The sequence below is a fragment of the Dietzia sp. 2505 genome, from assembly GCF_040546785.1.
In the GTDB taxonomy this organism is placed as follows: Bacteria; Actinomycetota; Actinomycetes; order Mycobacteriales; family Mycobacteriaceae; genus Dietzia.
On the sequence record NZ_JBEPON010000009.1, the window covers coordinates 200,814 to 213,127 of the forward strand.

Consider the following 12,314-nt stretch of genomic DNA (forward strand, 5'->3'; position numbering starts at 1 on the left):
ACTACAGCCTGACGTCGTTGTAGGCGCGCTCGTCCTCGATCGGCTCGAGGTGGGTGGTGATGTGGGAGTGCGGGAGCGCGGCGTGGATCTCCTGCTCGACCTTCTCCACCAGATCGTGACCCCGCTCGACACTCCAGTCGCCGGGGACGAGCGCGTGGAACTCGACGAACCGCCACCGGCCGGACTCGCGGGTCCGCAGCTCGTGGAAGTCGACCCGACCCGGCTGCCGGTGCCTGTCCAGCACTTCCTGGATCGCCCTGTTGTCCTGCTCGGGGAGTGTCGCGTCCATCAGACCCATCCCGGACTCGTGGACGAGCTTGTAGCCGATGAACAGGATGTTCAGCCCCACCGCGATCGCGACGACCGGATCGAGGAACTCCCAGCCGGTGATCCACACCAGGGTCACACCGATCACGACGCCGACCGAGGTGACGACGTCCGTGATCAGGTGCTTGCCGTCGGCTTTGAGGGTCGGCGACCGGTGCCTGACCCCGGCCCGGATCAGCAACGTCCCCACCACGCCGTTGATCACGGCCGCCACGACGGAGATCGCGAGGCCCAGTCCGATGGACTCGATCGGCACGGGGTTGATGAGCCGCTCGACACCCGTGTAGAGGATAAAGGTCGCGGCCACGAAGATCATCGCGCCCTCGACCACGGCCGAGAAGTACTCGGCCTTGGAGTGGCCGTACTGGTGGTCGTCGTCGGCCGGACGCTCGGCGACGGTGATGGCGATGAGCGCGACCACCGCGGCCACCAGGTTGACCACCGACTCGGCCGCGTCGGCGAGCAGGCCGACCGATCCGGTCACCCACCAGGCCACCATCTTCAACGCGATGGTGACGATCGACGTGGCCACCGACAGCCACGCGAACTTCTTGAGAGTCGACACGTCATGTGAGCGTAGTCCGCTCGTGAGACGACGTCCCCCCTGCCGACGGCCGGATGTCGGTAGGGTCGTAGGTATGCATGTAGGACTTGCCTGGCTCGCAGTTGCGGTGTTGCTCGCCGCCGGTGAAGCGGCGGGCGGCGAGTTGTTCCTGATCATGCTCGCCGGGGGCGCGCTCGGTGGGGCCGCCGCGGCCGCGCTCGGCGCACCGGTCTGGGGGCAGGCCCTGGCGTTCGCCCTCGTCTCGATCATCCTCGTCGCGGGGGTGCGACCCCTCGTGCGACGCCGCCTCCTGTCCGCGCTCCCCGAGCACGACACCAACACGGCCGCGCTGACCGGACGCGACGGCACCGTGGTCGAGGCGATCGGGCCGGCCGGCGGCCTCGTGCAGATCGCGGGGGACACCTGGACGGCGCGCCCGCTCATCGAGGGCGAGACGTTCGACGCCGGGGACAAGGTCCTCGTGCATGAGATCGAAGGGGCCACCGCGATCGTCGTGCGTGGCATCTAGAGAGCCCGGGCCCGACACACAGCCGACAGCACGACACAACAGGAGGAAACCATGGGTGGCTTGATCTTCCTTGCCGTCATCGTCATATTGATCGCCTCGGTGGTGGTGAGCTCGGTGAAGCTCATCCCGCAGGCGGAGGCCGCGGTCATCGAGCGGCTCGGCCGCTATCAGCGCACGGTGAGCGGTCAGCTCACCCTGATCGTCCCGTTCATCGACCGGGTCCGCGCGAAGGTGGACCTGCGCGAGCGGGTGGTCACCTTCCCGCCCCAGTCCATGATCACCGAGGACAACCTCACGCTGAACATCGACACGGTCGTCTTCTTCCAGGTCACCGACCCCAAGGCCGCCGTCTACGAGATCAACAACTACATCGTGGCCGTCGAGCAGCTGGCCACCACCACGCTCCGTAACGTCGTCGGTGGGCTCACTCTCGAGCAGACCCTCACCAGCCGCGACATGATCAACAAGCAGCTCCGTGGGGTGTTGGACTCCGAGACGGGCCGCTGGGGCCTGCGCGTGGCCCGGGTCGAGCTGCGGTCCATCGACCCGCCGCTGTCGATCCAGGAGTCGATGGAGAAGCAGATGAAGGCCGACCGCGAGAAGCGCGCGACGATCCTCACCGCCGAGGGGCAGCGCGAGGCCGCCATCACCACCGCCCAGGGCGCCAAGCAGGCCTCCATCCTCGACGCCGAGGGCAACAAGCAGGCCTCGATCCTCAACGCCGAGGCCGACCGGCAGTCGCGCATGCTCCGCGCCCAGGGTGAGCGGGCCGCCCGCTACCTCGTCGCGGAGGGCCAGGCGGCCGCCATCGCCCGCGTCAACGCGGCCGTCAAGGCCTCCAAGCCCACGCCGGAGATGCTGGCCTACCAGTACGTCCAGAACCTGCCGGAGATGGCCAAGGGTGACGCGGCCACGATGTGGATGATCCCCTCGCAGTTCGGGGACTCGCTGGAGAACTTCGCCAAGGCCGTGGCCAAGAAGGACGACGACGGGGTGTTCCGCTACGAGCCGCCCGCCACCGATGACGACGCGGATCTGCCGTCGGCCCCCGAGCACTGGTTCGACACCTCGACGGATCCGGAGATCGCCCGGTCCGTGGCGGCCGCCGAAGCCGCCGCGGAGGGCGCGTCGTCGTCCTCCACCGCGACGGAGAAGCCCAGGTCCAAGCCCAAGCCCGGGGTCTTCGACATGGTCCCCTCGTCCGAGGGCGGGATCGCCCCGGACGACACCCCCGCCCTCTCGGGCCCGCAGGGGGCGCAGCCGGGGCAGCCCGCCGGCATCGACCCCGGCGTGGACCTCGAGCAGGGCCTGCAGCAGGGCGGATACCCCGTCGACGAGCCCGGCCGGGACCGTCCCTGACCCGATTCGGCCGGGTTGCGGGCGCCGCCACGACCACTGGAAGTAACATGTCCGTGTGGCACGTAACAGTGGTCGCGGTGGCGCCCAGCCACCCGATGCCGAGGACATCCGCCTGATCGAGGCGGCGGCCTCGGTGTTCTCGGAGCGCGGCATCAAGGGCGCGAGTACCGACGACATCGCCAGAGCGGCCGGGGTGACGCGGGTGACGTTGTACCGCAGGCTCGGTCCGCGCGAGCAGATCCTCCGCGCGCTGTACGCCCATGAGGCGCAACGTCTGATGATGTCGGTCAACGCACGGTTCACCCCGTTCGAGTCCCTCGAGTGGGATCCGGTCCGGCATGTCGAGGACCTGCTCGTCGGTACCGTCTTCGACATCCGTAGGAGCGAACTGCTCCAGCGCGTCGTCGAGGTGGACAAGGTCGAGGCCATGGCCATGCTCGCCGGTCAGTCCGACTCGGTTCTGGGCGCCATCACCGAGATCGTCGCGGAGTTCATCCGGAGCACCTGGAACGCCGACGTCCACACCCGGCCGATGGACGCGGACGAGTTCGACACCCTGTCCCGCGAGGTCGGCAGTGTCGTGGGGCGCTTCCTGCACTCCATCGCCGTGATGCCGGACGGCCCGCCCGTCCTGGAGACCGAGGACGAGATCCGGGCGCTCGCGCGCCGGGTCCTGGTTCCGATGATCCTCCAGCGCTGAGGGCTTGCCTCAGAGCGCTGCGGGCACCTTCTCCCCACCCAGTTCATGGGCCAGCGCCGCCCTGAGCCCGGGATAGCGGAACGGGTGGTCGACTCCACGCAGGACCACCGGGTCGACCCTCTGGTCGGCCAGGGCCAGCTCGTCAGACCCGCGGCTGCCCAGCACCAGACCGGGCGCGAACCCGGGGACGGGGACCACGGTCGGACGGTGGAGCACCGAGCCGAGGACGCGGGTGAACCGTGCGTTGGTGACCGGTTCCGGAGCCACGGCGTTGACGGTTCCGGTCAGCGACGGGTCGACGACGGCACGGAGGTAGATGTCGGTGAGGTCGTCGAGTGCGATCCAGGACATCCACTGCCTGCCCGACCCCAGTCGTCCGCCCAGGCCCGTCCGGGTGATGGCGGCCAGCGGGGGCAGCATCCCGCCCGCCCCGGACAGGACGAGTCCGGTGCGCATGGTCACCACACGGGCACGCGAGCGGCGGGCGGGCTCGCAGGCGGTCTCCCACTCGGCCACGATCTCGGCCAGCGGCCCGGGTCCCGGCCCGGTCTCCTCCGTGAGGATCCGGTCCCCGCAGTCGGCACCGTAGTAGCCGATGGCGGAGGAGGACACCATGGCCGTGGCGCCGCCCCGCGCGGCGACCAGTTCGGCGAGTCGGCGGGTGGGCCCGATCCGGCTGTCGCGGACCGCCGCCAGGTGCTGGTCGGTGAAGCGGCCCGCGATGGAGGCACCGGCCAGGTGGACCAGCACGTCCACGCCGTCCAGGAGCGTCGGATCGGGGGCCGCGGGGTCCCACCTGCGCTCGTCGACCCCGTTCGCCGCGCCGCGGACCATCCTGATGACCCGGTGGCCGGCGACCCCGAGCAGGGCACACAGCGCGGTCCCCACCAGTCCGGAGGCCCCGGTCACCGCGACGGTCAGGGCGCGTCCGCCGTCCGGGCCGGCCAGCCGCCGGATCCGGTCGAGGTCGTGCGCCATCTGGCGGTAGCGGTAGGCGAACACCGGGGACAGGAGGGGCCCCGGAACTCGGGCGCGCACCCGGTCGCCGAGCACGGTCGTCCCGTCCGGACCCGAGGTCACGGTGTGCTCGTGGACCCACCCCGTGAGACCCGCGTAGGGCTGGGAGACACAGCGGTCCACGAAACGCTCACCCTCGACGTACCCGGCGGGGTCGTGCTGCGCGACCCATCGCGGGCCGAACCGCATCCCCAACGGACCGGGGAGCGCGGACCTCGGTTCGAGCACCGCCACACCGTCCCGCAGCGAGTCGGCCTGTCTCACCGGCCGCAGCGGCATGAACGGCGGGGAGATCCGGACGAAGGCGCCCGGCGAGGCGAGGTAGTCCCACGCCTCGTCCGCGTCGGCCCGGATCGTACAACTGAGGTCGATGCTCATCGGTCCGTCTCTCAGGGGAGCAGGCACAGCGGGGTGACGTCGCCCCGCCCGCCGGCCATGGGAACGGTCAGGAACGCGCACGGCCACCAGCCGCGCGACTCGACGACGTCACGAACGGTGGACCACTGCTCCGCCCCGAGGGCGGGGTCGCGGCTCAACACGAAGCCGGAGGACCGGCTCGGGTCACCGACGATCGCCACCGAGTAGTCGTCGGCGAGGTACGTGATGCGGTAGTTGACCGGACCGTTCTCGTCCTGGAACGGCACCTGTGGGAAGTTCACCCGCAGCGAGGCGTTGGTGTCGGTGTCGCGGATCGTCGCCTGCCCCTCGATCACCGAGTCGGAGCTGATCGCCGATCCACAGGAGTTGCGTACCGAGATCGTGTCGGGCGAGATCCGTGCGTACTCGGCGGTCGTGTCGTTGGTGCACTGCAGGGTGTACGGCTGCGGGATCGCCGCGACCTGGTACCAGGTGCCCACGAAACGGTCGGGATCGACGTACCCGACCTGCTGCAGTTCGGGGCCGCCGATCGACCCCACCGCGATCCCGTCGGGTGCCCGCAGCTGCGAGGAGCCCCCGCCGAGGCGACCCCCGTCGGTGAGGTCCTGGGCCCCGGCCGCGGGGGCGGCCCCGAGCCCGGCCGCCAGGAGCGGGACCACGGCGAGGGCGGTGACGAGTGAACGGGCCCGGGACCAGCGCGAGGTGATCATGGGTGGGACTCCTTCGTATCGGCGGTGCTGGCGGGAGCGGGGTCGTCCGGAATCGTGTTGTCGGCAGAGGAGCCGTCTGAACCTTCGGCGGTGGGCTCGCCGGCGGGCGTGGCGCCGCGTCGGGGATCGCCAGGCCACCAGACCCGCTCCCCGACCAGGGTGAACAGCGCCGGCACCACGAGGGTCCTCACGACGAAGGTGTCCAGCAGGACGCCGAGGGCCACGATCACGCCGACCTGGGTGAGCACGATCAACGGCAGCACACCCAGCACCACGAACACCGAGGCCAACACGATTCCCGCGGAGGTGATCACGCCACCGGTGAGGGCGACCGCCCGGACCATGGCCTCGCGGGTCGAGTGCGTGGCCGCCTCCTCCCGGGCCCGGATGATCAGGAACACCGAGTAGTCCACGCCCAGGGCGACGAGGAACAGGAAGCTGTACAGCGGGACCGACACGTCCAGGCCCGGGAAGCCCAGGATCTGGGTGGTGACGAAGGTCCCCAGCCCGAGCGCCGCGAGCGACGACAACACGGTCGCACCCAGCAGGAGCAGTGGCGCGATCAACGCCCGTAGCGCCAGGACCAGGACGACGAACACCACCAGGAGGATCAGCGGCGCGATCAGCGCGAGGTCGCGCAGGTTGCCGTCCGAGGTGTCGACTCCCTCGGCCACCGATCCGCCGACGATCGCCTCGGATCCGGGGACCTGGTCGACAGCGGAGCGCAACGCCACCACGCTGTCCTCCGACCGGTCGGTCGCGGGGGCCGCGTCGAGGGTCACCGTGATGCGGCTCCACCCGGTCCCCGACTCACCGGCCGGCATGGCGGACACCACGCCCTCCACGCCCTCGGCCACCTCCAGGACCTCCGCCTCGGTGCCGGTCCGGGCGAGCACGGTGACCGGGTCGGTGACGCCGGCCGGGAAGTGCTCGGCGGCGGTCTCCAGACCGGCCGCGGCCTCGGACGGCGTGCGGAACTGCTCGGTCTGGCTCAGACCGATCCGGGTGCCCAGCAGCCCGAACGCGAGGATCACCAGGATCAACACGCACGAGACCAGGACACGGACCGGACGCCTGACCACCCCGGAGGCGATGCGGCCCCAGACGCCGGACGGGACCTCCTCGCGGAAGTCCTCGGGAGTCGTGGCAACGGTGAGCCGGGAGCGCACGCCGGTGCGCGCGCCCGTGCTCTCGGAGCCACGTTCCGGTCGGGGGACGAAAGGCCAGAACAACCCGCGACCGCACACGGCCAGCGCCGCCGGCAGCGCCGCGAGGGCGTACGCCAGGGCGACGAGCAGGCCCACGGCCGCGGAGATCCCGAGCGATCGGTAGTTGGGCAGGGTCGCGAGCAACAGCATCAGCAGTGCCAGCACGACGGTGATGTTGCTGGCGATGATGGCGGGGACCGCTCCCCGGTAGGCGTCACGCAACGCCTGTCGCCGGTTCTCGGTCCTCCGCAGCTCCTCGCGGTACCTGGAGACCAACAGCAGCGCGTAGTTGGTGCCCGCGCCGAACACCAGGACCGAGACGATGCCGGACGTGGAGCCGTCGACGGTCACGCCGACGGCCTCGCCGACCGTCGAGACCAACAGCGAGGCCACCCGGTCGGCGACCGCGATCACGATCAGCGGGACGAGCCACAGCACCGGCGAGCGATAGGTGATGATCAGGAGCACCGCGACGACCGTCGCGGTGGCGGCCAGCAGTCGGAAGTCCGCGCCCTCGAAGGCGGCCGCGGTATCGGCCGCGAAGGCGGGGCCGCCGGTGAGTTGCGCCTCCAGACCGGGGTCCAGTCCGTCGGCGATGGCGGCGCGCATCTCGCGGACGAGCTCGCTGCCCTGTTCGTTGGAGATCGACTCGGCCTCGACCGGCACCAGGACCAGCGCGGCGGCGCCGTCCTCGGAGGGGATCGGGCCCTGCGGCTCGGCGCCGACGACCTCCGCCATCCGCTCCCCCGCCCCCACTGCCGCGGCGATCCCCTGCGGGCCCAGCTGCTCGCCGTCCTGCCTGGTGACCACAAGCACCGCCGGCACCGACCCCGCGTCGGGGAACTCCTGCTGGAGCTGGGAGACGAGGGCGGCCTCGGAGGTGTCCGGCAACGTCTGGGGTGCCTCGGACGCGCCCTCGGACGATGCCAGCGCGAAGACGGCGCCGGACACGAGCAGGACCGCCGCGAGGATCACCCAGGCGGTGAGCTTTCCCGTCAGCACGCCCACCCAGCCGCCGGTGGACGTGCCGGTGTCCGCCGCGGTGCCCTCGGCTGTCATCGTCTCCCTCGCCCTCACGCGTTGTATTCGGAGAGGAACGTCTCGAGGATGGTGTTGACCTCGTCGGGCCGTTCCATGGTCGGCGAGTGACCCGCACCGGGGATCTCGTGGAAGCTCGTGGTGGCGATGAGCTCGGCGATCCGGCGCGACTTGTCCGGCGGCGTGGCCGCGTCCTCCGCACCCACCACGACCAGCGTCGGAGCGATGATCCGGATGGCCTCGTCCTCGCACGGATCACGGTCCGCGACCGACTCGATGGCCTTGACCAGGCCGACACGGTCGGTGCGTTCGAGCATCGCCATCCACTCCTCGACCCAGGGTGCCGAGAGGTTGCGGTCGGCGAGCATGATCGGCGCCACGCGGGACCGCAGCGGCTTCATCCCGGCGACGCGGTACACCTTGGACAGCGTCTTGTACTTGCTGCGGTTGGCAGGCTCCTCCGCGGTGGCGGCGGAGTCGAGAAGGGTCAGGGAGTGGACGACCTCGGGGTTGCGGGCCGCGAGACGTATCCCGACGAACCCGCCCATGGACAGGCCGACGAAGTTGACCACGGGGATCTGCAGGTACCGGAGGAGTTCTGAGACGTCCACCGTCAGCGTGTCCATGTCGTACCCACCGAGCGCGCGGGGCGACTCGCCCTGCCCACGGAAGTCGATGGTCACGCACCGGTACCTGTCCCGCAGATGGGCGATCTGGTGCTGGAACATCCACCCGGAGAAGAGCAGACCGTGGGCGAAGAACACCACGGGAGCGTCCTCACGACCGGCGGGGACGCCGGTGTCGGTGTAGGCGATGGTCGTGTGACCGCGCTGGAATGTGGGCATCGGGGCTCTCCTGACAGTCGGACGGCCGCCGTGTCCGGCCGCCACAGTCGTACGATACGGCGGCCGGGGCCGGCTTCCCGTCACCTCGAGGTGATCGGACGCCGGGTCACCTCAGCGTGATCAGACCCCGCGGGTCCTCCGGCCCGGCGGCCCGCTCCAGATGCTGGTGCTCGTTGACCGCGATGCAGGTCATCCCTCCGCGACCCACCACGACGCGCGCCACCCCGGTGTTGACGGTCACGCGTTGCAGGCGGGTCCACAACCCCACCACGCCCTCCGGGTCGGCCAACAGGCCCGCGACCGCCAGCGAGATGGTCCCGGCCGAGCTCACCACCACCGTCGTGCGCCCGGACCCGGACCGGGCCGCCGCGTCCGCGATCGCCGAGTCCGCGGCCGCCCGGTAGGTCTCGAACGCCTCGAGACCGGCCCAGTGCCCGAGCGCGGCGTCGAGTTGACGCTGGAAGGCCTGCTTGGCCTCGTCCGATGAGCCCGCCGAATCCAGGGTTCCGTGACCGGCACTCACCCCGGCCACCCGGGCCGCGGTGAGCACCTCGTCGGCGTCGTACTCGGCCCAGCGGTCGTCGCACTCGACCGGGCAGTCCCACCCGTCACCCTCTCGCAGGCCTTCTCGCAGGCCTTCTCGCAGGCCCTCGACCAGACCCTGCGCCGTCTCGCGCTGACGCCGCAGGCCACCGTGGATCACCACGTCAGGTCGCAGTCCGCGCGCCGCCATGTCGCGGCCCGTCAGCCGGGCCTGGAGGTGGCCGGTCTCGGAGAGCCGGTCGTAGTCGCCGCTCCCGAACGAGGCCTGCCCGTGGCGGACGAGATGGATGGCACCCATCAGCGATCGACCCCCGTCACGTGCGGTTCCCCGTCCCCGGCAGGTCGCCGAGGATCCCGCCGATCTTCTGGCGCGCGTCGTGCACACCGCCCGCGAGCAGCGGCAGGACGACCCTGGGCACCGCCAGCAGCTCCGGGATCACGTCGCGCGGGCCGAACCGGGTGGGCGTCAACCGCCCCTCGCCGGTGCGGATGATGCGTAGGCACCGTTGCTCGAGGAACCCCACCGCGGGCCGGAACGCGCGGAACGCCGGGTTCGTCGTCTGACCGTGGAAGAAGCGGTGGTTGATCTGCTGGGCGATCACCGCCAGGCGGAACAGCCCGAAGACCTCGTAGAACCGCCAGTCGTCCTCGCCGATCTCCAGGCCCGACCGCTCCGCGTAGCGCTCGACGACCTCCCACCTGGTGAGCATCCCGGGCGCGTGCGTGGGCTGGCGCCGGAACGCCTTGAACACCGGGCCGTCCCCGTCCTCGACCCAGTAGGCCAGGGCGCCACCCAGGTCCATGAGCGGGTCACCGACGGTGGCCATCTCCCAGTCCAGGACGCCGATGACGGAGGTGATGTCACCCGGGTCCAGGACCAGGTTGTCGAAGCGGAAGTCGTTGTGGACCAGGCAGTGGCCCACGTCCTCCGGCTGGTGGGCGTCCAGCCACTTCATCACCGGCGCGAAGTCGGGCACGTCGGGGGTCCGGGCGCGGCGGTAGCGGGCCGACCACCCCTCGACCTGCCTGCGCACGTAGCCCTCGCCGCGGTCGAGGTCGTCCAGGCCGGCGGCCCGGACGTCGACGGCGTGCAGATCCACCAGGGCGTCGACCGCCCGCTCGGACAGACGCCGGATGGTGGCCCTGTCCGCGCGGAGTTCCCGGGGGAGGTCCTTGCGCAGGATCGTGCCCTCGAGTCGCTCCATCACGTAGAAGTCGGACCCGATCACCGACTGGTCGTCGCAGAACCCCACCATGCGGGGCACCAGCGGGTACACCGGGCGGAGCGCCGACTGGACGCGGTACTCGCGCTTCATGTCGTGGGCCCCGCGGGCCTTGGTCCCGGTCGGCGGTCGGCGCAGCACCAGGTCCACGCCGGGGTACCGCAGCACGTAGGTGAGGTTGGACGCGCCTCCCGAGAACTGGCTCACCTCGGGGATGACCGGCTCGTCGTCGTCACCCAGGTCCACGCCCGCCAGAACGGTGGGGTCGTCAGGGGTGAGGGACCGCAGCCAGGCCGCGACCGCCTCCACGTCGAACTCGTCCTCCCTGCGCACCGCGCCCGCGCCGGGAATGCGGCGGCTCAGAGGAGACGCCCCGTGTGGTCTGCTCATCGGCCCGACTCTGATTCCCCGGTGGCGGCAGCGTCGCGATACGGCGCCAGCATCGCCCGGGCGACCACACCCAGGTGGACCTCGTCGGGGCCGTCGGCCAGGCGGAGCGAGCGCGCGGTGGCGTAGGCGCCGGCGAGTGGGAAGTCATCGCTCATCCCGCCGCCGCCGTGCAGCTGCAGCGACATGTCGATCACCTTCTGGGCCATCCTCGGCACGGCGGCCTTGATGGCGCTGACCTCGACGGCCGCCTGTCCCTCGGTGTCGAGCTTCCAGGCGGCGTGCTGCACCAGTAGACGGGCCTGGTCGATGGCGATCCGGGCCTCGGCGAGCCGCTCCCGGTTCCCGCCCAGGTTGACGACGGGTTTGCCGAAGGCCACCCGGCCCGAGGCGCGACGGCAGGCCAGGTCGAGCGCCATCTCCGACAGCCCGATGAGCCGCATGCAGTGGTGGACGCGGCCGGGGCCGAGCCGGCCCTGGGCGATCTCGGCGGCCCGCCCGGGTCCGGCGATGATGTTCTCCACCGGCAGACGCACGCCGTCGAGGGAGACCTCACCGTGGCCGAGCGGCTCGTCGTAGACCCCCTGCGCGGTGAGCATGCGCTCGACACGCACCCCGGGGGCGTCCATGGGCACCAGGACCATCGAGTGCCGCAGATACCGGTGCGCGTCCGGATCCGACACGCCCATGAAGATGCCGACCCTGCAGTCCGGGTGGCCGACGCCGGTGGACCACCACTTGCGGCCGTCCAGCACCACCTCGTCACCCTCGACCCGTGCGGTGGCCGCCATATTGGAGGCGTCGGAGGAGGCCACCTCCGGCTCGGTCATGAGGAAGGCGCTGCGGATGCTGGCGTCCAGGAGCGGGTCCAGCCAGCGGTCCTTCTGCTCCTGCGACCCGTACTTGAGCAGCACCTCCATGTTGCCGGTGTCCGGGGCGTTGCAGTTGAACACCAGGGGCGCGATGAACGACCGCCCCATCTCCTCGGCGACGGGCGCGTAGTCGGTGTTGGTCAGGCCGGTCCCGCCGTGGGTGCCGTAGCGCTCGGCGTAGGGCCCCTCGTGCCCGGCGGGCAGGAAGAGGTTCCACAGCCCCTGCTCGCGCGCCCTGCTCTGCAGTTCGGTGATCCGCGGATCGACCGCCCAGGGGTCCTCGCCGGCCAGACGGCGGCGGGCGATGTCGGCGTGGATCTCCGGCTCGACCGGGGTGATGTGCGTGTCGATGAACTCGCGGACCGCCGCGGTGAGTTCGGCCGCGCGGGGTGAGGGAGAGAAGTCCATGGTGTGCATCGTGGCACACCCGGGTGAACGGGTCAGTCCCACGGCGGCGGCTCGTCGGATACCTCTGGCAGGATCGCGGAGGTGAGCGAGAACGCGCGTACCCCCCTCGGGGGGGGGGGGGGGGCCCCCCCCCCCGGGGGGGGGGGGGGCGCCCCCCCCCCCCCCCCCCAAACCGGCCCCGGGCCCGGGCGGGGCCCCCCCCCCGCGGCGGGGGGGGGGGGCGGGC

General features: G+C 71.3%; 11 protein-coding genes. 3 read left to right on the plus strand and 8 right to left on the minus strand.

What is annotated here, in order from left to right:
• Position 1: 1 nt before the first annotated feature.
• A complete protein-coding gene (locus tag ABIE38_RS16600) occupies positions 2–892 on the minus strand; it encodes a cation diffusion facilitator family transporter (RefSeq protein WP_354058156.1) in 891 nt (296 codons plus the stop codon).
• Positions 893–965: 73 nt separating this feature from the next.
• Between ABIE38_RS16600 and ABIE38_RS16605 the strand changes: the two genes are divergently transcribed.
• The 3 genes from ABIE38_RS16605 to ABIE38_RS16615 are packed head-to-tail and all read left to right on the plus strand — an operon-like array spanning position 966 to position 3,459.
• Positions 966–1,400: an NfeD family protein gene (locus ABIE38_RS16605; protein ID WP_179523646.1), complete on the plus strand. Its 435-nt coding sequence runs from the start codon at positions 966–968 to the stop codon at positions 1,398–1,400.
• 51 nt (positions 1,401–1,451) lie between these two features.
• Positions 1,452–2,759, plus strand: a complete 1,308-nt coding sequence (locus ABIE38_RS16610; RefSeq protein WP_354058158.1) for an SPFH domain-containing protein — start codon at positions 1,452–1,454, stop codon at positions 2,757–2,759.
• Between the two features lie 55 nt (positions 2,760–2,814).
• The gene (locus ABIE38_RS16615; protein WP_354058160.1) at positions 2,815–3,459 is read left to right on the plus strand and encodes a TetR/AcrR family transcriptional regulator; all 645 of its coding nucleotides are present in this window, start codon (positions 2,815–2,817) and stop codon (positions 3,457–3,459) included.
• A gap of 9 nt (positions 3,460–3,468) precedes the next feature.
• Here ABIE38_RS16615 and ABIE38_RS16620 read toward each other — a convergent pair whose 3' ends face one another.
• The 7 genes from ABIE38_RS16620 to ABIE38_RS16650 all read right to left on the minus strand — a co-directional run bounded on the left by ABIE38_RS16620 (position 3,469) and on the right by ABIE38_RS16650 (position 12,088).
• Positions 3,469–4,854, minus strand: a complete 1,386-nt coding sequence (locus ABIE38_RS16620) for a TIGR01777 family oxidoreductase (protein ID WP_354058162.1) — start codon at positions 4,852–4,854, stop codon at positions 3,469–3,471.
• A gap of 11 nt (positions 4,855–4,865) precedes the next feature.
• Entirely contained in the window at positions 4,866–5,564 is a 699-nt protein-coding gene (locus ABIE38_RS16625; protein ID WP_354058164.1) for a lipocalin family protein, read from the minus strand.
• On the minus strand, positions 5,561–7,831 hold the full coding sequence (locus ABIE38_RS16630) for an MMPL family transporter (RefSeq protein WP_354058165.1): 2,271 nt from the start codon (positions 7,829–7,831) through the stop codon (positions 5,561–5,563). The genes ABIE38_RS16625 and ABIE38_RS16630 overlap by 4 nt, the downstream gene beginning before the upstream one ends.
• Positions 7,832–7,845: 14 nt before the next feature.
• Positions 7,846–8,655, minus strand: a complete 810-nt coding sequence (locus ABIE38_RS16635) for an alpha/beta fold hydrolase (protein WP_354058167.1) — start codon at positions 8,653–8,655, stop codon at positions 7,846–7,848.
• 106 nt (positions 8,656–8,761) lie between these two features.
• Positions 8,762–9,496, minus strand: coding sequence for a histidine phosphatase family protein (locus ABIE38_RS16640; RefSeq protein WP_354058169.1), 735 nt, complete (start codon positions 9,494–9,496; stop codon positions 8,762–8,764).
• A gap of 16 nt (positions 9,497–9,512) precedes the next feature.
• A complete protein-coding gene (locus tag ABIE38_RS16645; RefSeq protein ID WP_354058170.1) occupies positions 9,513–10,811 on the minus strand; it encodes a phosphotransferase family protein in 1,299 nt (432 codons plus the stop codon).
• A complete protein-coding gene (locus ABIE38_RS16650; RefSeq protein ID WP_354058172.1) occupies positions 10,808–12,088 on the minus strand; it encodes an acyl-CoA dehydrogenase family protein in 1,281 nt (426 codons plus the stop codon). The genes ABIE38_RS16645 and ABIE38_RS16650 overlap by 4 nt, the downstream gene beginning before the upstream one ends.
• Positions 12,089–12,314: the final 226 nt, after the last annotated feature.

Bases quoted from the DNA above. Each gene is read 5' to 3' on its own strand.
- ABIE38_RS16635 (WP_354058167.1), bottom strand. From the start codon at position 8,655: ATGCCCACATTCCAGCGCGGTCACACGACCATCGCCTACACCGACACC.
- ABIE38_RS16605 (WP_179523646.1), top strand. From the start codon at position 966: ATGCATGTAGGACTTGCCTGGCTCGCAGTTGCGGTGTTGCTCGCCGCC.
- ABIE38_RS16640 (WP_354058169.1), bottom strand. From the start codon at position 9,496: ATGGGTGCCATCCATCTCGTCCGCCACGGGCAGGCCTCGTTCGGGAGC.
- ABIE38_RS16630 (WP_354058165.1), bottom strand. From the start codon at position 7,831: ATGACAGCCGAGGGCACCGCGGCGGACACCGGCACGTCCACCGGCGGC.
- ABIE38_RS16650 (WP_354058172.1), bottom strand. From the start codon at position 12,088: ATGGACTTCTCTCCCTCACCCCGCGCGGCCGAACTCACCGCGGCGGTC.
- ABIE38_RS16610 (WP_354058158.1), top strand. From the start codon at position 1,452: ATGGGTGGCTTGATCTTCCTTGCCGTCATCGTCATATTGATCGCCTCG.
- ABIE38_RS16645 (WP_354058170.1), bottom strand. From the start codon at position 10,811: ATGAGCAGACCACACGGGGCGTCTCCTCTGAGCCGCCGCATTCCCGGC.
- ABIE38_RS16625 (WP_354058164.1), bottom strand. From the start codon at position 5,564: ATGATCACCTCGCGCTGGTCCCGGGCCCGTTCACTCGTCACCGCCCTC.
- ABIE38_RS16620 (WP_354058162.1), bottom strand. From the start codon at position 4,854: ATGAGCATCGACCTCAGTTGTACGATCCGGGCCGACGCGGACGAGGCG.